Raw genomic sequence first — 20,660 nt, 5'->3', positions numbered from 1 at the left:
CAGACCTCCGGATGGTGTCCGAGCCTTCTCAACAGGCGCCAGCCGCCGATCCCCAGCACCAGTTCCTGCTGCAGCCGCAATTCGGGACCGCCGCCGTAGAGTTCGCCGGTGATCCCGCGATAGACCGGCAGATTGCCCGGGTCGTTGGTGTCCAGCAGATAGAGTTTGAGCCGGCCGACGCGGGCTTCCCACACCCGAAGCCGCACCTTGTAGTCGGGCAGCAACAACTCGATCCGCATGAGGTCGCCGTCGATGTCCCGCACCGGGGTGATCGGTAGCCAGGCGGGCGGGTTGTATGGGAAAAGGTCGCGCTGCCCGCCGTCATGGCCGATCGCCTGGCGCGAGAACCCCTGCTGATAGAGCAGGCCGACGCCGACGATCGGTACGCATAGGTCGTCTCCCGCCTTGAGCTGATCGCCGGCGACGTTGCCGAGACCGCCCGAATAGATCGGCAGCGCCTCGCTAAGCCCGAACTCCATGCTGAAGTAGGCGACTTCCGTGAGCGCCGAGGCCGGATGGGCCTGCTGGAACCATCCCGGCGCCGCGGCCGCCCTGCGCCTCGCGCCGACGAGATCCTCGACGCGCCCGCGCAAATCCCGGTCGTGGGCCATCGACTGGAGCATCTTTTCCGAGGCCTGCTGGAGCATCAGGTACGGATTGCGCGTGATCCTCCACACCTCGGGATCGATCCGCCGCCAGATATCGTCGCTGTAGCGGTTCCAGGTGACGCCGAGGTCGAGTGCGAGCTCGTGCAGGAGGTCGATCAGTTGAGCGGATTCGAGCGGCGCGGCCGTAACTTCCGGCATTGAACTCCTCCTGGGCAATTGCGGCGCCTTTCCCTTGGGGCACCGGTCCATAGCATAGATGGTACGCCGCAAGGTTCACGATTAAACGCACTTCCGCGCCGCTGCGCGACGAACATTTAATCCCTTATTAACGAGCGGTTAACGGCAAATGTCGCGATACTGATGACTTCCGTATGGAGTCATCAGGTGTGTCAATTGGAGTCAACTGCCGACGGCCGAGCAGGTGCGACGGTTTCGAGATGCGGGTCGAATCGCCCCGCGTTTCGACGGCATGATTCTCGCTTGGATTGTCGAGTGAAACTGCGATCGGGGAGTGACCGATGAGCGAAGCGAGCGCGACTGAACGCGAGCGGCTGGAAGAATTGCTGGGCGACCTCGAGCGCATCCGCAGCGCGATGCTGCGGCTGGAAGATGACTTCGCGGCGGAACTCGAGCAGGTTGACGAGAGCTACCGGGAGGGCGGGCGTAATCTGCTCCATTACCTGGCGCTGCGCCACCAGGAAGTCCGCCCGCTGCAGGAACGGCTGGCCGCCCTTGGCCTTTCTTCGCTCGGACGCTCCGAAGCTCACGCGCTGGCGACCGTGGACGCCGTCACCGAGAACCTGCATCGACTGCTCGGCCGCAGAACAGAGACGCCCGGAGCAAGACCGGGCGTCAGCTTCAGCAAGGGTGCAAAACTGCTCTCCCAGCATACGCAAAGCCTGCTCGGGCCGCGTCCCAACGGGCGCAAGGTGCGCATCATGGTGACCTTGCCGACCGAGGCGGCGGTGGACTACCCGCTGGTGCGCGAGCTGCTCGACCGGGGGATGGACTGCGCGCGGATCAATACCGCGCACGACGATCCCGCGGCGTGGGAACGGATGGCGGCGAACGTGCGCACGGCGGCGCGCGAGCTTAGGCGCAACTGCCGCATCCAGATAGACCTCGCGGGGCCCAAGCTGCGCACGGGCGCGATCGAGCCGGGACCGCACGTGATCGAATGGCATCCGCAGCGCGATACGCTCGGCCGGGTAACCTCGCCCGTGCGTATCTGGCTCACGGCCGACGACGCGCGCGTGCCGGCGCCGTCGCTTGCCGACGTGACTCTGCCGATCGCCGGCCCGTGGATGTCCAAACTTTGCGAAGGCGACGCGATCGAATTCGACGACGCGCGCGAAGCCGCGCGCACGATTCGCATCACTGGCAAGGCCGAGGGCGGCTATTGGGCCGAATGTCGGCAGACCTGCTACGTAACGCCCAACACTGCGCTGCAGGTGCGCCACCGCGGCATCACGCTGGCGGCGATGGGCAGGTTCGGCGAATTCCCTCCGCGCGAACAGGCGCTTATCCTCAAACCCGGCGACACGCTGATCGTCACGCCCGAGGGCGCCGCGGGCAAACCCGCCGCATATGACGACGCCGGCCGCCTGCTCGCGCCGGCCGTCATCCCCTCCACGCTATCCGAGGTTTTTCCCGACGTTCGCCCGGGCGAGAGAATCTGGTTCGACGACGGCAAGATCGGCGGCCTCATCCAGAACGTGGCCGGCGACCGGATGGAGGTGCTGATCACGCAGGCCCGCGCGAAGGGGGCCAAGCTCCGGGCGGACAAGGGAATCAACCTCCCCGACAGCAACCTCTCGCTGCCCGCGCTTACCGCACAAGACATCGAATATCTGCCGCTCGTGGTCGCCAATGCGGACCTGGTCGGGATGTCTTTCGTGCGCCGGCCGCAGGACGTCCGCGCCTTGCAGGCGCAACTCGAACGTCTCGGCGGCCGCGGCCTCGGTATCGTGCTCAAGATCGAAACGCGCCGGGGCTTCGAGCGGCTGCCCAACCTGCTGCTCGCGCTGATGCGTCATCCGCTCGGCGGCGTGATGATCGCGCGCGGCGACCTCGCGGTCGAGTGCGGATACGAACGGCTGGCCGAGCTGCAGGAGGAGATCCTGTGGATCTGCGAGGCCGCGCACATGCCCGTCATCTGGGCGACGCAAGTGCTCGAGAGCCTGACCAAGGGCGGGATGCCGTCGCGCGCCGAGATCACCGACGCGGCGATGGGCGAGCGGTCCGAGTGCGTGATGCTGAACAAGGGGCCGCACATGGTGCAGGCCGTGAGCGTCCTCGATAACATCCTTCGCCGCATGCAGGAGCATCAGAGCAAAAAGACTTCGCAGTTGCGCCCGCTCCATCTCGAGCCAGTGCACGTATCGGATTGAGCGTACCGCCTCATCCGCGAGACAGATCGCCTGCTGCGCAAACCCCTGCGCATCGGTTAACTCGTTGTAGTTTTTATTTATGCGCAGGCGAAGTGCCGAAGCGAAAAACCGCTCGGACCTTTGTTCGGTCCGAGCGGTGAAACCGGCCACATTCGGGGTCGGGCTTTCGGTCAGCCTTGTTGCCGCGTTCTTTGGCCCGACTCGTTACCGTCGCGACTCCTTGTTGTTAGCCGCGTTCTCCGGGCTTCCCAACTCCGTGTCATCGCGATGGAGGTTTTCCGCCATCTTCAAATGGGCCTCAAGCACGGGAATCGTTTGATCGATATAGACGCGCACTTCCCGATCGCTCGAAAACTCGCTCTTGGCCCGGCGGAACATCGCAAGCGCTTTCTCGTGATCGCGGATTTCCGTCTCCAGGAAGGCATGGTTGAACTGCGCGCCTTTCAGACTATCCAGTCGATCTTCGGCCGCCTTGTTCTTTTCATACGATTTCAACTTGACGTCCTTCTGGCTGGCCAGGGCTTCGAGTGCAGCCTGGTTATGTACGTGATCATCCCTTACGGTATCGGCCAGCGTGACCAGGGTCTGGTTGTCCCCGGCCTTGCTCTTCAGCTCTTTTGCCATGTCCTGCTCTTCGTTGTTCATTTGATTTGCCTGATCCAGCAGCGACGTCAGGCTCGCGGATGGGGCGGAGGCCAGGACCGGCGCGCCAAGGACAAAGAGCAATGCAGCGGAAAGTGGTATCATGCTGATCTTCATAACTTTCTTACTCCTCTTGAGCGATTGCTTACAGTCGGTTGTTAAAGTTGCTCGATCGGCCAGGACGCCATCGCTTGATGTCAGATCGAATGTGCGCCTGACGGCTCTCCCATCAGTCGGCCAACCGGGACAGGTGCTATTCTGACAGGCACTGACTTGGCCGCCGGCACTTTGCTGCGCTCCGCGTGATGCCACAGCGGGATCAGCACGTTCGCTTCAGGATAGTATGTGGCGACGCATCCTTCGGGGATGTTGTATTGCACGACCTTTAGACCGGCGAGCCTCCGATCGACGCCGTCGTCGCTGACCGTGGACAGCTCGACGGCGTCGCCCTCGCGAAGACCAAGACGCAAGACGTCGCTCCGATTCATCATGACGACGCTGCGCGTGCCACGAATCCCGCGGAAACGATCATCATATCCATAAACCGTTGTATTGAACTGATCATTGCTTCGTAAGGTGATCATGCGAAGCACATCAGCGCGAGGCGCACTCATATCTGGATCCTCGCGCAAGTTTTTCGGCAAATCTTTCGGAACGATGAGGTTCGCCTTGCCGGTTTTCGTATTCCATCGGCGCTCCCGCGCCGCCACCTGCCGCGGAAAACCTCCTGGCTGGCGGATCCTCCGGTTAAAGTCCGAAAAGTTCTCAGGATACGTCGCCTCGATCGCGTCGCGGATCAAGTTGTAGTCGCCGACCCAACCATCCCAATCCACCTGCGGATTGGAGTGCAGCGTAGCCTTGGCAATCCCCGCCACGATGAACGGTTCGGACCTGAGGTGCTCGCTCGCCGCCGGCTGAATCCCCGTGAGGCGTGGAACTGTTGCTGCCTACGTTCTGACCGAAAAAAAAGATGCAGTCTGTCTGAGCGAAATCTTCAAGCCTCACGGTGCCGACGGGAACGCCGATACTCTCGGGAAGCGCGACCGATGTGCTTTCGTGGCACATGTTGGAGCAATCGGGCAGATTGTTGCAGCCATAAAGGCGCGCGAGCAGCGAGTACAGGTAGGCCGTGTCGAGTGAGGCCCGCCCTGAAGCGTAGAACACCGCCGATTCAGGATCGGTTTTGCTCAAGATCGCGCCAATCCCCTCAAAGGCCTGTTCCCATGAGACGCGCAGATATCTGTCGCTGTCCTTGTCCCACCGAAAGGGATGCGTCAGGCGGCCTTGCGCTTCAAGACTATGGTCAGTCCAGGCGAGCAGCGTTCGTACACGATGGCGAGAAAAGAACTCAGGCGTCGCTCGCTTCGGATCATTCTCCCACAGAGTCGCCTTTGCGCCATTTTCGCAAAATTCCAGCGGCCGAAATTTCGGTTTCGCCCAAGCGCAACTGACGCAGGCGAATCCGTCGCTTTTGTTCTGGTGCAGCAAAAGACGAGGACCCTTGAAGGGAATTCTTTCGCGCAGCACTTCATCGGCTACCGCTCTTGCGGAACCCCATCCCCCGGCCGCTCCGCTATAGAATCGAATCCGCGACTTACGTCTGCGCGCGAACATCTCAGCGGTGAGTAGAGCAACCAGCGAAGCTCCTATCGCCACCGGAACGGATGCATAACGCCAACTTCGCCTGATCACACTTATTTTGTCTGACATGGCCTATGCCCCGATTGACGCTGAAAAGCCGAATGTGAATCGCCGCGAGGGTTTCAACTTGCTACCTTTTTTCACGCGTTCGCCGGGAGAAAATTTCCAAAGCCAGTTTTACAACCTTGCGAAGACCCCTTTTGCGGTTGTCTATCCACGGGTTTTCGTTTCGGGTCTCATTCCCGTTGACCGGGCTGGGTAGATGCCTTGCAACCGAGGTGCCACGAAAGTGAGAGCCTGCCGGATTTGATCGCTTGACCCTTCCCCGGAAGGCCCCACCGCGCCCTCCAGTGCGTTTCGAGCCTGTTCAACGCGTCAAGGCGATGAGTCCATCAGCCCCGCTGCATATAGCGGATTGAACGTACCGTCTCATCCGCGAGACAGATCGCGCGCCGCACAAATCCCCGCGTCAGATAACTTTTTGTAGCGTTTACTTACTCACAGGCGGTCAACGCCTGCGAGTAAACATCTCCGCCCGAGCACAAATCCCCAACGGAGAGAATGGGAAACGCTCGCTCGGCACGATGGCCCGCCGATCGCCCTCTATCTATGCGGGCACCGCGCATGCTCGGCGGCACTTTGCCGAATGCCGCCGAGCACGAAGCAAAAAAAGTTATTGAAGCGCACGATAGCGTAGTCATCTTTGGCAATTAATTGACAAGTCTAATCATGCCTAACAGATTTTTAAGTCGAGACATGATGTCTTGACGCATAGGGCGCATACCGCAGTTTTCGCTCCGATTGCTCTTGCGATGCTCTTTGTCGGAGCCTCGCCGAGCATCGCACGCGCCGCCCTCGGTGCTTCCGCCGACTCGATCGCCGCTGACGCAGCCTCGCTCGTCGCGCCCGGCCCAAGCCGCGTCGCGCGTCCGGCGCCGAACGCGCCGTCGGTCAGCGCCTACACGGTCGCGCGGATGAAGACGGCCAGCGGAATCGCGGTTAACGAATTCATCGGCCCTGACGGAAAGGTCTTCGCGGTGACCTGGCGTGGGCGCCGGCCGCCCGATCTTTCGGTCCTGCTTGGATCGTATTTCGCGCAGTACCGGGACGCGGCCAACGCCGGCGTGCTTGCGGCGCACGGACTCCATCATGCATCCGTGCGCGGGACCGACGTGGCGGTCGAGACGGCAGGTCACATGCGCGACATGTGGGGACGCGCGTGGCTGCCCGCGATGCTCCCGCCCGGCGTCGAGCCCTCGGAGATACGATGATACGTGGTCGGGAGTTCAGGCTTGCGATCGTAACGATGCTCGCGGCGGCGATGCTGTTGTTTCGCGGCCTGTCCGGTGTGGATGCGGCCAACGCGCAGGTCGAAGCGGCCAAGACCAATCCCAACGTGATGAGCGCGTACGTATCGGCGGGGCCGTACGGCGAATACTTCAACGGCCCGTTCACTTCGGTCACGATTTGCGAGAGCGGCACGGCCAATTGCCAGACGCTCCACGCCATCCTGATCGACACCGGCTCTTCGGGGCTCCGAATCTTCGGCGCGCTCAACCATCTCCGGCTGACGCCGCTGACCGCGTCCGACGGCAGCCGGATCGCGGAGTGCATGCCGTTCGGCTCGCTTACGACCTGGGGCCGCGTCGCGTATGCGGACGTGAAGCTCGGCGGCGAGCCGGTGATCTCGAACCTGCCGATTCAGCTGATCAACCCGAACTTCCCGACGATTCCGGCGGCCTGCACCGGCGGTGCGCCGGTGGCGCAGAGCCCCACGCAACTCGGCTACAACGGCATCCTCGGCGTGGGCTTGTGGGGCCCCGACTGCGGCGACGTCTGCACCGCGCCGGGGCCGCAGAATCCCTCGATGTACTATCGGTGTAAGGGTGGCGCCTGCAGCGTCGCGTCGCTCGCGAACGACAAGCAGGTGCAGAACCCGGTGGCGCTCTTGCCCGAGGATAACAACGGCGTGGTGCTCAAGCTGCCGTCGATTCCGTCCACCGGCGCGCCGGCGGTGATGGGCAAGCTCGTGCTCGGCATCAACACCCGCCGCAACAACCGCCTGGCCGGAGCGTTCGTTTACCGGACCGACGGCGCCGGCAATATCGCGACGACTTTCAACGACGCGACGATGGACGGCTTCTTCGACACCGGCTCCAACGCGCTGTTCTTCGACAGCGGCGCGATTCCGCAGTGCGATCCGTCGCTGGCGCCGGGCTTCTATTGTCCGGCGGACGGGCTGGTGCTCGGCGCGATCAACACCGGGCGCGACGGCAGCGCGAGCGGCGAGGTCTTTTTCAACGTAGCCAACGCGCTTGCGCTCGCGGGGACCGGCAACAAGGCCTTCTCCAATGTGGCGGGGACCTTCGGCGGCAGCTTTTTCGACTTCGGCCTGCCGTTCTTTTTCGGCCGCAACGTGTTCACGGGAATCGAGGGACAGACCACGCCCGGCGCGGGGACGGGCCCGTTCTTCGCCTACTGAACGTCGCCGGCCGCGCCCGCTCTTTTTCCTGCTCATTGCTTCTGCATAGGATAGGCCTTCCGCCGCGGCGCGGGCGAATCCTGAACCGTTCGCCCCTGATCCGCTTTGCGCGAGGGAAACGGATGCCGGTCAGGCTGATTGGAATGATTGGCGTGGCGCCCCCGCATGGCGCCACCGTTCACGTGATCAAGGGCGGAATCTCGGCCGCCTATCTCACCGATTTCGCGCGCGCCCACGAGCGCTCCGGCTTCGACATGGTGCTGGTCGGCTATACCTCGTCGTCGGCCGAGGGCTTCAACGTCGCGATGTACGCGGCGATGCGCACCGAGCGGCTGGCCTATCTTATCGCGCATCGCCCCGGCCTGGTCGCGCCGACGCTCGCTGCGCGCAAGGTCGCGACCTTCGACGTCCTGACCGAGGGCCGGATGGCGCTGCACATCATCGCCGGGCTGAGCGACGAGGAGCAGCGGAGCGAGGGCGATTTTCTGCCCAAGCAGGATCGCTACCGGCGCGGCTCGGAGTACCTGGAAATCATGCGCCGGACGTGGACCGCGGAGGCGCCGTTCGACTTCGCCGGAGCCTTCTACAACGTGCGCGGCGCGATCGCGGACGTCAAACCTTATCAGAAACCCCACCCGCTGATTTTCTTCGGCGGCTCCTCCGAAGGGGCGCTGGCGATGGGCGCGGAGCACTGCGACGTCTTCGCGCTGTTCGGCGAGCCGCTTGACGAAACGCGCGAGCGGATCGCCGACTTCCGCCGGCGCGCCGCGGCTTTCGGCCGCGCGCCCACCTTCAACATCTCGTTCCGGCCGATCGTCGCCGAGCGCGAGGACGCGGCGTGGGACAAGGCGCGCGCCATCCTGCGCGAGATCGAGCGCGGCGGGCCGCCAACGCATCCGGCCGATCAGTCGGGGCGGCGCCTGATGGCGCTCGCGGCGCGCGCCGACGTGCATGACGAGCGGCTGTGGATGCCGATCGCGCGGGCCACCGGCGCGCTCGGCAACACTTCATGCCTGGTCGGCACGCCGGAGCAGGTCGCCGGCGCGATCCTGAAGTACTACCGGCTCGGCGTCGCCTCGTTCCTGATTCGCGGCTTCGATCCGTACAACGACACCATCGAATTCGGCCGCGAGCTGATTCCGCGAATCAGGGCGGGCGCGGCGGAAATCGATCGCGAAGCAACCGCCGCCGCATAAGCGCGCGCGCCGGCGCGCACGGTTACGCGCGCCCGAGTCCCTTCTCGGCGCGCGCTCGCGTATCAATCCGAAATCGGCAATACGCAAGGGTTCTTCGTGAGCGCTCGAATCTCCGACGCCGCAAGGTGCAGCAAGGGCGCTCGAATCAAGCTCCTTGGAATTGGAGAACTTCTCAGAAGAGGCGGTTCTCACAGACATTCAGAACCGCCTGGACCCTCACCCTAACCCTCCCCCAGGACTGGGGGAGGGAATAATAGTTGAAGGCGCTAATGCGGCGTCCTGGAAATAAGGTTCATCCCAAGATCTCCGAGGGCTGTCATTCCGAGCGCAGCGAGGAATCCCGGCTTCCACGAAAAACGAATAAAGATCCGGGATTCCTCGGTCGCCAACTCCCTCGGAATGACACCTTGAAGCTTTTCTGATCCGGAGACTAGAGCCGCAGGCGCAGCCGGTCGATCAGCCGCTTGACCAATCCGCCGCGCCCAACCGGCGCCGTCGCGAGCATCGGTATCGTCGATTGCGGCTTCCCGTCCACCATCAGGACGAGCGTCCCGAGCTGCTGCCCTTTGGCGATCGGCGCGACCGGGTACTTGGGGCTGAACGATCCGCTGAGCGTCACCTTGCCTTCCTGGCCGTGCTCGACCGTGACGGAGGGAACCTCGGCGGGCGCCACGACTACGGTATCCACCGAGCCTTCATACACGCGCACCTCGCCGGGCAACGTCTTGTGCCAGTCGGGCTGCACGCTCGAGAACGCGCGGAAGGCCCAATCGACGAGCTTTTCGGTCTCGACGCGGCGCGCGGTCGCCGACGGCGTGCCGAGCACCGCCGAGATCAGTTCCATCCCGTTGGCGTGCGCGCTTGCGACCAGATGATAGCCGGCCTCTTCGACGTGGCCGGTCTTGAGCCCGTTGACCCGCGCGTCATAGAAGAGCAGGGCGTTGAAGTTGGGCTGATGGATTTTGTCGAAGGTGAAGTCCTTGGCCGAGGTGTAAGTGATCGCGTCGGGAAAGCGGCGGACGATCGCGCGGCCGAGTTTCACCATGTCGAAGGCGGTGGTGTACATCTCCGGCACCGGCAATCCGTCGGGGTTCGAGAAGTGGGTCTCGTCGAGCCCGAGCTCCCTGGCCTGCTGATTCATCTGCTCGGTGAAAGCGTCGGTCGATCCGCCGAGATACTCGGCCAGCGCGACCGCGGCGTCGTTGCCCGAGGAAACCATCAGGCCGTACAACAGGTCGTTCACCGAAACCTTCTGGCCGACCTGCAGGAACATCCGCGACACCGTGCTGTTCATCGAAAGCCGCCACGCCTTCTCGCTCACCGTGACCATCGTGTCGGTGGTGAGCCGGCCCTGATGGAGCGCCTTGAGCACCAGGTAGAAGGTCATCAGCTTGGCCAGGCTCGCGGGCTGGATTTTGACGTGCTCGTTGTAGGCGTAAAGCGTCGCGCCCGAACGGGCGTCGATCATTATCGCCGCTTTGGCGTCGAGCCCGAAGGGCGCCGGGCGATCGCCGAAGACGTGAATCTGTTCGAGCGGGACCGCCGACGGCGCCTCCGCCTGCGCGCGCCGCGCGCGGCGCGCCGCAGCGGCGGGCGGGGCAGCGAACGCGAGCATCGCCGCTATCGCCGCAGCCGCCGCCAGCCCAACGATCACCGGTTTGAATCGGAAAATGAAACGCGCTTCCATCGCCTGCCGCTTCCTCCGCGCCATTCAAGGTACGGCGTGGCGCGATTGATAATCAAGGCGCGCGCCACGGATTGCTCAAGAGGGGTAACGGATTCCATTCGCCGCCGATTCCGACTATTTCATTGTAGCCATGACTATCGACCTCTCGGTGATCCTGCCGGTGATGAACGAGCGCGATAATCTGCGCGCCCTGCTTCCGCGGCTCCGCGAAATCGCCGAAACGTTCCATCTCAAATATGAAATTATCGTGATCGACGGCGGCTCGACCGACGGCACGCGCGAGACCGCCGCCGAACTAGGCGCCCGCGTGGTGCCCGAGCGCCGCCGCGGTTACGCCGGCGCGCTGACCACCGGTTTCGCCGAGGCGCGGGGCGCTTACCTGTTGACGCTCGACGCCGACATGTCGCACGACCCGGCCTTCGTGGCCAAGATGTGGCGGGCGCGCGAGCGTGCCGACATCGTGATCGCCTCGCGCTACGTGCGCGGCGGCGTCGCCTACACCGATCTGAGCCGGCGCCTTTCGAGCTACGTGCTGAACGGGTTTCTCCGCCGCGTGCTGAGCGTGCCGATCGGCGATCTCTCCAGCGGGTTTCGCCTCTACCGGCGCGAAGCGGTCGAGAGCCTGGAGCTGACCAGCCGCAACTTCGAGGTCCAGGAGGAAGTGCTGGTCAAGGCCTGGGCCCAGGGCTTCAGCGTGACCGAGATCCCGTTCACCTATTTTCCGCGCGAGGCCGGGCGCTCGCACGCGCGGATGCTGCGCTTCGGGATGGACATCCTGCGCGCAACCTTTTCGCTCTGGCGCCTGCGCAACTCGATCAACTCGGCCGACTACGACGAGCGCGCCTTTTACAGCATCGTCCCGCTGCAGCGCTACTGGCAGCGCAAGCGCCACTCGATCACCGTCGCGTGGACGCGCAACGCCGGCCGCATCCTCGACGCCGGCTGCGGCTCGAGTATCATCATCCAGAGCCTCAACAATGCGGTCGGGATGGACTACAGCCACAACAAGGTGCGCTTCCTGCGCCGCTACGGCATTCCGCTGGTGCGCGGCTCGGCTTTCGCGCTGCCGTTTCGCGCCGCGAGCTTCGATTGCGTGATCAGCTCGCAGGTGATCGAGCACATCCCCTACGACGAGGTCCTGTTCAGCGAGTTGAAGCGCGTGCTGCGCCCGGGCGGGATGCTGGTGATCGGCACGCCCGACTACGACACGATCGGATGGCGCACGATCGAGCCGCTCTACGGTGTGCTGCAGCCCGGCGGCTACAAGGACGAGCACATCACCCACTACACGCGCGAACGCCTGACCGAGATCCTCAAGCGCCACGGCTTCATCTACGAAGAGCACGCCTACGTTCTGAGGAGCGAGCTGATCATGCGCTTTCGCAAGCCCGAGGCCGAAAGCGCACCGCTCGACGCGCCGGCGCCGATGCGCGCGGCCATCGCCTGAACGCTCGGCGAGCGGGAGGAGAGACGACGATGCCTACCGTCCGAACCACCAGCCTGGCCGCCAACATCAACCTCTATTACGAAAGCCGCGGCAGCGGCGAGCCGCTGCTGATGATCATGGGGCTCGGCGGCAGCGCGCTGGGATGGGATCCCGCGCTGATCGAAGATCTCGCGCGATCCTGCCGCACCGTCATCTTCGACAATCGCGGCACCGGGCGCAGCGACCAGCCGGACGAGGAATATTCGATCGAAGGGATGGCCGCCGACGCCGCCGCGCTGCTCGACGCGATCGGAATCGAGCGCGCGCACCTGTTCGGCGTCTCGATGGGCGGGATGATCGCGCAGGAATTCGCCCTGCGCTATCCGGCGCGCGTGCAGACGCTCGCGCTCGGATGCACCACCGCGGGCGGACGCAACGCGGTGCCCGCGCCGCCCGACTCGATGGCGATCCTGAGCGCGCCGCGCAACGGCCTCTCCGACGCCGACCTCATCCGCCGCGCCTGGCCGATCAGCTATCCCGCATCCTACCTGCAAAGCCATCGCGCCGAACTCGAGGCCGCAATCGTCCGCGTGCTCGCCCATCCCACGCCGGCGTTCGCCTACAAGCGCCAGCTCGCCGCGACCTTCAAGTTCAACACCTACGATCGCCTGGCGCAGATCGCCGCGCCGACGCTGGTCATCACCGGCACCGACGACGCGCTGCTGCCCGCAGCCAACTCGGAAATCATCGCCGCGCGCATCCCGGGCGCAAAGCTGAGTCTCATTCACAACGCCGGCCACATGTTCTTCAACCAGGAACGCGAGACGCTCGCGCGCCAACTCGTGGCATTGATGCAGGCGCATCCGATGAGCCCGCCGGGGCGAGGCGCATGAGGCTCCCGGGGCGCGACGAGCTTTTCGCCGCGGCCGCGACGGTTCACGCCGCGCTTGCGCCCACGGCGCAAATCCGCTGGCCGCTGCTCGGCGCACGCGCCGGCACCGAAGTCTGGGTCAAGCACGAAAACCACGGCTCCGTCGGCGCCTTCAAGCTGCGCGGCGGAATCGTTTATATCGACGGGCTTGCGCGCGCGGCGCATCCGCCGTCCGGACTTATCGCGGCGACCCGCGGCACTCACGGCCAGAGCATCGCATATGCGGCGGCGCGGGTCGGGATGCGCACGACTATCGTCGTGCCGCATCGCAACAGCCGCGAGAAGAACGCGGCGATGCGCGCGCTCGGCGCGGAACTGATCGAGCACGGTCGCGACTTCCAGGAGGCACTCGAATTCGCCGAGCGCACGGCCGCCGAACGGGGCCTGCTCATGGTGCCTTCGTTCGATCCGGCGCTGGTGAGCGGCGTCGCGAGCTACGCGCTCGAGTTCTTCGGCGCGGTCGCCGATCTCGACACGGTTTACGTGCCGATCGGCCTGGGGTCGGGAATCTGCGGGATGATCGCGGCGCGCGAGGCGCTCGGACTTTCGACGAGGATCGTTGGCGTGGTGGCCGAGAATGCGCCCGCTTACGCGCTTTCGTTCGCGGCCGGCCGCGTGGTCACGACCGCGTCGGCCGAGACCATTGCCGACGGCGTCGCGTGCCGCATCCCGCGGGAGGATGCGCTCGAGATTATCAACCGATGGGCCGAGCGGATCGTGACAGTGAGCGAGGCGGAGATCGCCGCGGCGATGCGCTTTTACTTCAGCGACACGCACAACGTGGCCGAGGGCGCGGGCGCCGCGCCGCTCGCGGCGCTGCTCAAGGAGCGCCGCGCGATGGAGCGCCGGCGGGTGGGGCTGGTGCTGAGCGGCGGCAACGTCGATCGGGAAGTGTACGCGCGCGTGCTGGCAGAGGAATGACTGGCGGGGGGCGAAGGGTGAGGATCAACAAGGGGGGTGCGAATGTCGGCGAGAACCGCCTCTATCTGCTGAAACCGCTCAGCCGTGGCAGCCGGCGTGCCTTATCGCGCGAAAGCGCGAACTGCCATTGGACAAACATCGAGGGTCGTCTTCTGCGGTTCGGCCTCAGCCTGATGAAGTCTTTCGCGTCTTGATGTATCCGTTGGCGACATCGGTTTGGATCCATCCTCGTTTGTCTCCCATGATCTAAGCTCGCTCCAATTTGGCACAGCCAGTGCTGATAGGTAGGGGCGGCCAGTACTTCACAAGGTTCTAATCCCCTCAACCTCGGCCCAAACCGATGCGGGGAGCGACAAATGTTTTTTCAGCGTGAAAAATTGACCAAGAAATTTGTTCCAAGCGTCTTCGCTGGCTTCAGCACGTCGGCATCGTTCGTCGCGGCCGCAATCGGCCTTTTGCGCGTCTTCGCCATATTTATGGTCGTGCTGGCGAGTTCCGCATCCGTGCAGGCGGCCTGCATCAGCGTCACTTCTCCGGCCAGCGGTGCTTCGATAACCAAGGGCGCATCCATTCCAATCCAGTTCACCGACACCTGCACAAGTCGCTGGTTCGAGTGTCTGCTAATCGACGGTACAACCTACGCCTGTGCCACGCCCAATCCGCAGCAATTTACGTGGAACACCTCGAGCTACGCGTTAGGAAACCACTCTGTCACGGTCAATTCATGGACCACGGGCGGCGGTTCTCTACTGGGTTCGGCTTCGATAACTGTGAACCTGGTCTCGGCAACTCCGACCGCTACTCCGACCCGAACCCCAACCGCTACTCCGACGCCGACCCGAACTCCGACCGCGACTCCGACCGTTACTCCAACTGCTACACCGACCCGAACTCCGACCTCCACGCCGACCGCGACACCGACCGCGACCTCGACGGCGACCGCCACTGCGAAGCCCACGCCGACGTCCACGCCCGCGCCGGGACCGATAACGCTCAGGAACGTCGCGACCGCGAGTACGTCGTCGGGTGGAGGGAGCCAGTTGACGATCGCGGTTCCGTCCGGAGCGGCGGTCAATGACGTGATGGTGGCGCAGCTTACGGTGCGCGGCGGCTCCTCAACCGCAATCGGCGTGCCGGCGGGATGGACCCAGATCCGGCGCGACAGCGACACCACGAACCAGATCACCCAGGGGATCTACGATCACGTGGTCACGGGGACGGAGCCGGCCGGCTACACGTGGACCTTCACGGCGGGTAATGACGCGGCCGGCGGCATCGCCGACTACATCGGCGTCAACACATCGACTCCGATCGATGCGAGCGGTGGCCAGGCCAATGCGTCCTCGGCCAACGTGACCGCGCCATCGATCAATATCCCGGCCGGGCACAACAGCGACCGATTGCTGGCGTTTTTCGCGATTCCCAACAGCAGCGCGATGACGCTGCCGGGCGTGCTCACCGGCCGCTGGAATTTCCATGCAACCGGCTACGGCATAGCGGCGGCGATGGGCGACGCCACGACGCCCGGCGGTGCGACCGGAAATTACGTTGCGACGCAGGGCACCAGCACCGTTAATGTCGGTGCGCAAGTCGCGCTGCTGCCCGCCGCCGGCTCTCCGACCGCCACACCAACTGCGACTCCGACCGCCACCCCGACGTCAACCCCATCTCCGTCGCCGACGGCCTCGCCCACGCCGATTCCAACCGCCACACCAACGGCCACGCCCACGCCCACGCCGGTGCCCGGGCCCATAACGCTCAGGAACGTCGCGACGGCGAGTACGTCGTTGGGTGGAGGGAGCCTGTTGACGATCGCGGTTCCGTCCGGAGCGGCGGTCAACGACGTGATGGTGGCGCAGCTTACGGTGCGCGGCGGCTCCTCAACCGCAATCGGCGTGCCGGCGGGATGGACCCAGATCCGGCGCGACAGCGACACCACGAACCAGATTACCCAGGGGATCTATGATCACGTGGTCACGGGGACGGAGCCGGCCGGCTACACGTGGACCTTCACGGCGGGTAATGATGCGGCCGGCGGCATCGCCGACTACATCGGCGTCAACACATCGACTCCGATCGACGCAAGCGGTGGCCAGGCCAACGCGTCCTCGGCCAACGTGACGGCGCCGTCAATCAACATTCCGGCCGGGCACAACAGCGACCGATTGCTGGCATTTTTCGCGATTCCCAACAGCAACGCGATGTCGCTGCCGGGCGTGCTCATCGGCCGCTGGAATTTCCATGCAACCGGCTTTGGCATAGCGGCGGCGATGGGCGACGCCATGACGCCCGGCGGTGCGACCGGAGATTACGTTGCGACGCAGGGCACCAGCACCGTTAACGTGGGCGCGCAGGTCGCGCTGCTCATCGGCGCCGGCTCCCCGGCGGCAAGCACCCTGCTCGTGAATCTCGACTCCGCATCACATACTAAGTATGGCCTCTACTATCCGGCGACCTATGTCCTCGGCATTCCCGGCGGATCGAGCGGCCTCGCGGCGCAGTATCGCTACGACACCGTCAGCGCCTGGAACTCGCTGCCGACGGAGACCACCTCGAACTTCTTCGACGGCATCGCCGCGGCGAGATTTGCCTATGCGAGCAACACGGCCTACGTCAGCGTGCCGTTTTCGAGCAGCTCCGACGCGATTTACCTGCGCGTCATCAACAGCAGCACGCAGCAGCCGGTCGCAATCACCTACCAGGGCATCTCGAACTACTACGACAATCGCAAGGCGGCCGTGACCATCGACTTTGACGACATAACCGACGGTTTCCTGTCCGACGACGTCCAGGCCATCTCGCTCACTGCGGCAAAGAACCTGCACGTAACGGCGGGGGTCGAGACCGGCGAAGTGACGAGCCCCACGTGGTCAACCGTGCAAGGATGGGTGGATTCGGGGTTGACGGAAGCCGCCTCGCATACGCGGACGCACCCGTGCAGCGACGCCGAATATGAAGTCCTCGGCTATACGTCCGAGGTCACCGGGAGTTGGGACGACCTGCTGAACAATCTCGATCTGCCGAACCCGTTCATTCCGAGTTTTGTTGAGCCGTGCGGGTTTTCGGATACCGAACTGCTCGATGCGATCGGCGCGGCGGGATATCTGGTCAATCGCACCACCAGCACCGGTGACAACGGCTTCGGGGCATGGGATGCCGGAGGCTTCTACGACGCGAATATGACGGCGAACACTGACAACTGGCCTGTCTACACCTCGTATCCGAACGACGGAGGCACCGCCGCGCTGCTGAGCACCTGGAACTCCATGTTCGACAGTGTGTACGCGAGCGGAGGCATCTACCACATCCTGGACCATCCGTGGGAAAAGCGCTGGTCCGCCGGCGGCTATCTCGACCAGCACGCGAGCTACATCGCGAACCGCAAGGACGTCTGGTACGCGACGCTCGGCGAGCTGTACCTGTATCATTACCTCCAGGAGCGCGGGATGATAACCGTCACCGCACAATAGCCGCTCTACTACTCAGTCGAGTCACCGGACGCCGCTGGCGAACATCTGCGCAGCGGGGCGTCTTTTCGCCGCAAGCCCCGCAGCAGCGGATTTTCCAGGAACGGCGCGGCGGACGCGATCGCTGGACGATCCGTCAATGTCGTTTTGGCAACCTCGAGTCAAGAATGTGTGAAACCGGGTGTCTGATTAGCTAATCCTGTCTCTTTTACCGCCAGGCGAATATTTCGATTGTATAATTTGCTGTCAGTGCGAGGTTAATCGCTATTATTAGTCGGCACGATTGCTTTCGTTCGGCGGTATTGGCTGTGGAAAAAATGTTGCGCAGCTATGAGATAGCGTTGACTACGGCTGCCCGATCCTTTAGCGTGAGCGCGTTCGAAGGTTTAAGGGGGGAGGCTTTCGATCGTTGTGTGCCAGGCGATGCGAGTCCTGCTTGTTCCTGCACTCTAATCCGTCGCCCTAATTCGATTTAACGACAGATTGCGCCTGAGGCCGGTGAACACGGACTGACGTGTGCGCCGCTCGGGCGTGATGCTTTGGCAACGAGGCGTCCGGCCGCGGGCGGACGGCGCCTTGTCATGCTGAACGCTATCGGCCTGCGCAGACCGATGGCTGTTCAGGATGGAAAGCTGCGTCTTTTTTAAGGGGGGATAAATGAGAGTAGCAGGCTGCTTTAACTATCGTATCAGACTGATTCCTGTTGTTTGCCTTCTGGCGTTGACATTCGGCACCAGCGCCTGGGCACGACACACACCAGCGCCGACTCCGATTCCGACGCCCGCCGCGCTGCCCCAGACGATTACGATCAGCTCTCCGGTAAACGGAGCGACGATAACTCAAAACACGGTCGTCACGGACAATGATTCGTTGAGCCAGTGCGGCGGTCTGTCCTGGTACGACGTACTATATGTCGATGGCAAAGAGACAGCGGGTTGCGCGTTCGGTTCGTGCGTATTCTCGCCATCCTCGTTTGCCGCCGGCGCACATACGATACAGATTCATGCGCATACTTCCGATTCCCCAAACGCCGGGTACGATTGCGCGACGAGTCAGACCGTCAACGTGACCGTTGGATCGGCGTCCAACGTCGGCAACGAGATAACGATTACCGCGCCATCTAACGGCCAGACTGTCAGCGGGTCGGCAGTGGCCGTAAATGTGACTTTGGGACCCGACGTCTATTCGGACCAACTGGTGGTCGATGGGGCCCTGGTTACGTCGGGCAAGGGCAATTTCACCTGGAATTCGACCGCAGTCGGCAACGGGCAGCACGTCCTCACGGTGAACGTGTTTCAGCAAGGCGGTTCGAGCGCTATCGGAACCGCCTGGGTCGGGGTCAACGTAAGCAACGCGTCAGGCACGCCGGCCCCTACACCGACGGCCACAGCGACGCCAGGCTCGTTGCCGCAGACAATCACGATCAGTTCGCCCGCAAGCGGTGCGACTATCTCGGCTAACACTACGGTCGCCGATAATGATTCGACCTCGCAGTGCGGCGGACTCGCCTGGTACGACTCGCTTTACGTGGACGGCAATCATGTAACGGACTGCGGCTTCAGCAGTTGCGTGTTTTCGCCAACCGCATATCCGATCGGCGCTCATACGATCGCGATCCACGCGCATACCGCCAACAATCCTACCGGCTACGAATGTGCGACCAGCCAGAAGCTCAGCGTAACGGTTTCGGGTTCAGCGGCGACTCCCACGCCCGCCGGTACGCCGACTCCCGCGCCAAGCGCGACTCCGACCCCGAGCGGGGCGGGCTTCGTTACTATGCTGCCGCCTGTTTCTTCGGGTCAGCCGCTCTCGGGCATAACCGGAGACGCGAGCGCGATCATCTCGGGCATCTACAACGCCCTGTCCTATCCGTTACAGTCCTACGGCAACTACAACGATCCGAACGGCACGATGGGCACGGGAGGAACCGTAGCTGTCTGCTGCGGACCCTTGCTCGACGATCGCCAGGCGGCGTCGCTGGTGATGCTCACTGCGGAAACCAACGTCGCCAGCTCGGGCGGTGATGCGGACAACGCCTACTATCAGAATTACGTTCTTGCGAGCACTTCGAACCAATCTAACTATTTAAGCCAGCTCAACGCGGTGAACAGCGGATGGGGGACGGGGCCGATGGCCGCCGTGATGACACGGGTGGACGGCATGTGCCCGATCCAGAACCCGACCACGGCCGAGATCATCCAATGGGCGGCGAACAAATGGGGGTTCAATCCCAAGTACGGTTACGCCGAAGCGTGCGACGAGGGAGATTGGAACAACACCACGCTTGGCGATAACGGGACGAGCTCGGGTCTTTTCTCGGTCGCCGATCGCGGAGTGAACCATGGATGGGGGCCCCTGGTTTCGGCCAATTCGAATCTCGCGCGCGAGAACACCTGCTACAACGCGGACTTCTTTTTCGCCACCAGGTGGGCCGCGTTTCATTCCGCCGTGCAGGGGGCCGCTCTTTCAATCAGCGGCGAGGCGCCGCCCTACCACATGGCAGACACGGTTGAGTCCTGGTACTCGGGCGGAGCCAGCGATTGCCCGGGTGGAAGCGACTGCGGTTATCAGCAGATGATCTATTCCGACATCATCTCGGGCTGGCAGAACGCCGGCGACCCGAACAACGGCACCAATCCGCCTTGCTGGTATATGGGCAAGTATTATTTCAATTCGGCTATTCCAACGGCGGCATCGGCGGGAACGATACCGCACGAGTAGCCGCTAGCGTCGGGGGGGGAGGCGAAGCGGATATCGAAACAATGCGCGGCTGGCCGCATTCCTGCGGCCAGCCGCGCGGCCGCCGATCGGCCCTAGGATTCCAGTTCATCCAGCAGCGCCCGCGCATCCTTGAGATCGGCGGTGTCGAATCCTTCAGTGAACGAGTTGTAAACTTCAGCGAGGATCGTGCGGGCCTCATCCCGACGGCCCGTATCCCGCAGCAGGCGTGCGAGGCTGGTGGTTGCGCGCAGTTCCGGGGATTTTGCGCTGAGCTTACGGGAGAGCTCGATGGCTTCGCGGAAGTCCCGCTCGGATAGTTCGATGTGATTCTTACCTGCGCGCAAATGCATTTGGCCGCGCAGCGTGAGTGTCAGGGGGCGGGACCACAACTCGTCAGGATTTGTCGCGATCGCCCGCTCCAGTGTTACGAGCGCATCGCCAAGATCTCCTGTGATGCTTTGCGCGTCGGCCAGAAGAGTCAGATAGAAGCCCCTGAACTGGCGGTAAGAGAGCGACTCCATCTCATCTATTCCCGTACGAATAAGAAC

General features: G+C 63.5%; 17 protein-coding genes. 10 read left to right on the top strand and 7 right to left on the bottom strand.

Going from position 1 to position 20,660, the window contains the following annotated elements; translation table 11 throughout:
• Positions 1–806 (bottom strand): alpha-glucan family phosphorylase (gene glgP, locus VMI09_02455; GenBank protein ID HTQ23528.1); only part of this gene is annotated, 806 nt, incomplete at its 3' end.
• 320 nt (positions 807–1,126) lie between these two features.
• On the opposite strand from glgP, the gene VMI09_02450 reads away from it, so the two are divergent.
• Positions 1,127–2,998 (top strand): pyruvate kinase, encoded by a 1,872-nt coding sequence (locus VMI09_02450; protein ID HTQ23527.1) that lies wholly within the window; start codon positions 1,127–1,129, stop codon positions 2,996–2,998.
• Between the two features lie 204 nt (positions 2,999–3,202).
• Here VMI09_02450 and VMI09_02445 read toward each other — a convergent pair whose 3' ends face one another.
• From VMI09_02445 to VMI09_02435, 3 genes are all read right to left on the bottom strand, one after another.
• Positions 3,203–3,757, bottom strand: a complete 555-nt coding sequence (locus tag VMI09_02445; GenBank protein ID HTQ23526.1) for a DUF4142 domain-containing protein — start codon at positions 3,755–3,757, stop codon at positions 3,203–3,205.
• 80 nt (positions 3,758–3,837) lie between these two features.
• On the bottom strand, positions 3,838–4,440 hold the full coding sequence (locus tag VMI09_02440) for a molybdopterin dinucleotide binding domain-containing protein (protein HTQ23525.1): 603 nt from the start codon (positions 4,438–4,440) through the stop codon (positions 3,838–3,840).
• Positions 4,406–5,350 carry a molybdopterin-dependent oxidoreductase gene (locus VMI09_02435; protein ID HTQ23524.1) on the bottom strand — a complete coding sequence of 315 codons (945 nt, stop codon included), beginning with the start codon at positions 5,348–5,350 and terminating at the stop codon, positions 4,406–4,408. The genes VMI09_02440 and VMI09_02435 overlap by 35 nt, the downstream gene beginning before the upstream one ends.
• 743 nt (positions 5,351–6,093) lie before the next feature.
• On the opposite strand from VMI09_02435, the gene VMI09_02430 reads away from it, so the two are divergent.
• From VMI09_02430 to VMI09_02420, 3 genes are all read left to right on the top strand, one after another.
• Positions 6,094–6,552 carry a DUF2844 domain-containing protein gene (locus VMI09_02430; protein ID HTQ23523.1) on the top strand — a complete coding sequence of 153 codons (459 nt, stop codon included), beginning with the start codon at positions 6,094–6,096 and terminating at the stop codon, positions 6,550–6,552.
• Positions 6,549–7,763, top strand: coding sequence for a DUF3443 family protein (locus VMI09_02425; GenBank protein ID HTQ23522.1), 1,215 nt, complete (start codon positions 6,549–6,551; stop codon positions 7,761–7,763). Before VMI09_02430 ends, VMI09_02425 begins: the two co-directional genes overlap by 4 nt.
• 122 nt (positions 7,764–7,885) lie before the next feature.
• A complete protein-coding gene (locus VMI09_02420; protein ID HTQ23521.1) occupies positions 7,886–8,959 on the top strand; it encodes an LLM class flavin-dependent oxidoreductase in 1,074 nt (357 codons plus the stop codon).
• Positions 8,960–9,389: 430 nt separating this feature from the next.
• Here VMI09_02420 and VMI09_02415 read toward each other — a convergent pair whose 3' ends face one another.
• Positions 9,390–10,646 (bottom strand): D-alanyl-D-alanine carboxypeptidase family protein, encoded by a 1,257-nt coding sequence (locus tag VMI09_02415; GenBank protein ID HTQ23520.1) that lies wholly within the window; start codon positions 10,644–10,646, stop codon positions 9,390–9,392.
• Between the two features lie 130 nt (positions 10,647–10,776).
• Between VMI09_02415 and VMI09_02410 the strand changes: the two genes are divergently transcribed.
• From VMI09_02410 to VMI09_02400, 3 genes are read left to right on the top strand one after another with little or no spacing between them, the layout of a single operon-like run.
• Positions 10,777–12,093: a glycosyltransferase gene (locus tag VMI09_02410; protein ID HTQ23519.1), complete on the top strand. Its 1,317-nt coding sequence runs from the start codon at positions 10,777–10,779 to the stop codon at positions 12,091–12,093.
• 29 nt (positions 12,094–12,122) lie between these two features.
• On the top strand, positions 12,123–12,965 hold the full coding sequence (locus tag VMI09_02405; protein ID HTQ23518.1) for an alpha/beta hydrolase: 843 nt from the start codon (positions 12,123–12,125) through the stop codon (positions 12,963–12,965).
• Positions 12,962–13,924: a threonine dehydratase gene (locus VMI09_02400; GenBank protein HTQ23517.1), complete on the top strand. Its 963-nt coding sequence runs from the start codon at positions 12,962–12,964 to the stop codon at positions 13,922–13,924. The genes VMI09_02405 and VMI09_02400 overlap by 4 nt, the downstream gene beginning before the upstream one ends.
• A gap of 364 nt (positions 13,925–14,288) precedes the next feature.
• On the opposite strand, the gene VMI09_02395 is transcribed toward VMI09_02400, so the two are convergent.
• A complete protein-coding gene (locus tag VMI09_02395; protein ID HTQ23516.1) occupies positions 14,289–14,510 on the bottom strand; it encodes a hypothetical protein in 222 nt (73 codons plus the stop codon).
• A 138-nt stretch (positions 14,511–14,648) separates the two neighbouring features.
• Between VMI09_02395 and VMI09_02390 the strand changes: the two genes are divergently transcribed.
• The 3 genes from VMI09_02390 (at position 14,649) to VMI09_02380 (ending at position 20,112) form a co-directional block, all read left to right on the top strand.
• Positions 14,649–15,002, top strand: a complete 354-nt coding sequence (locus tag VMI09_02390; protein HTQ23515.1) for a hypothetical protein — start codon at positions 14,649–14,651, stop codon at positions 15,000–15,002.
• Positions 14,965–17,394, top strand: coding sequence for a hypothetical protein (locus VMI09_02385; GenBank protein HTQ23514.1), 2,430 nt, complete (start codon positions 14,965–14,967; stop codon positions 17,392–17,394). Before VMI09_02390 ends, VMI09_02385 begins: the two co-directional genes overlap by 38 nt.
• 1,062 nt (positions 17,395–18,456) lie before the next feature.
• Entirely contained in the window at positions 18,457–20,112 is a 1,656-nt protein-coding gene (locus VMI09_02380; protein HTQ23513.1) for an Ig-like domain-containing protein, read from the top strand.
• 92 nt (positions 20,113–20,204) lie between these two features.
• Here VMI09_02380 and VMI09_02375 read toward each other — a convergent pair.
• On the bottom strand, positions 20,205–20,660 hold a 456-nt coding region (locus tag VMI09_02375), incomplete at its 5' end, for a hypothetical protein (protein HTQ23512.1).

This window comes from Candidatus Binataceae bacterium (genome assembly GCA_035500095.1).
Classification (GTDB): domain Bacteria; phylum Desulfobacterota; class Binatia; order Binatales; family Binataceae; genus JAKAVN01.
Note: the sequence above shows the minus strand (reverse complement) of the source record. Positions and strands in the feature narration are given on the sequence as shown.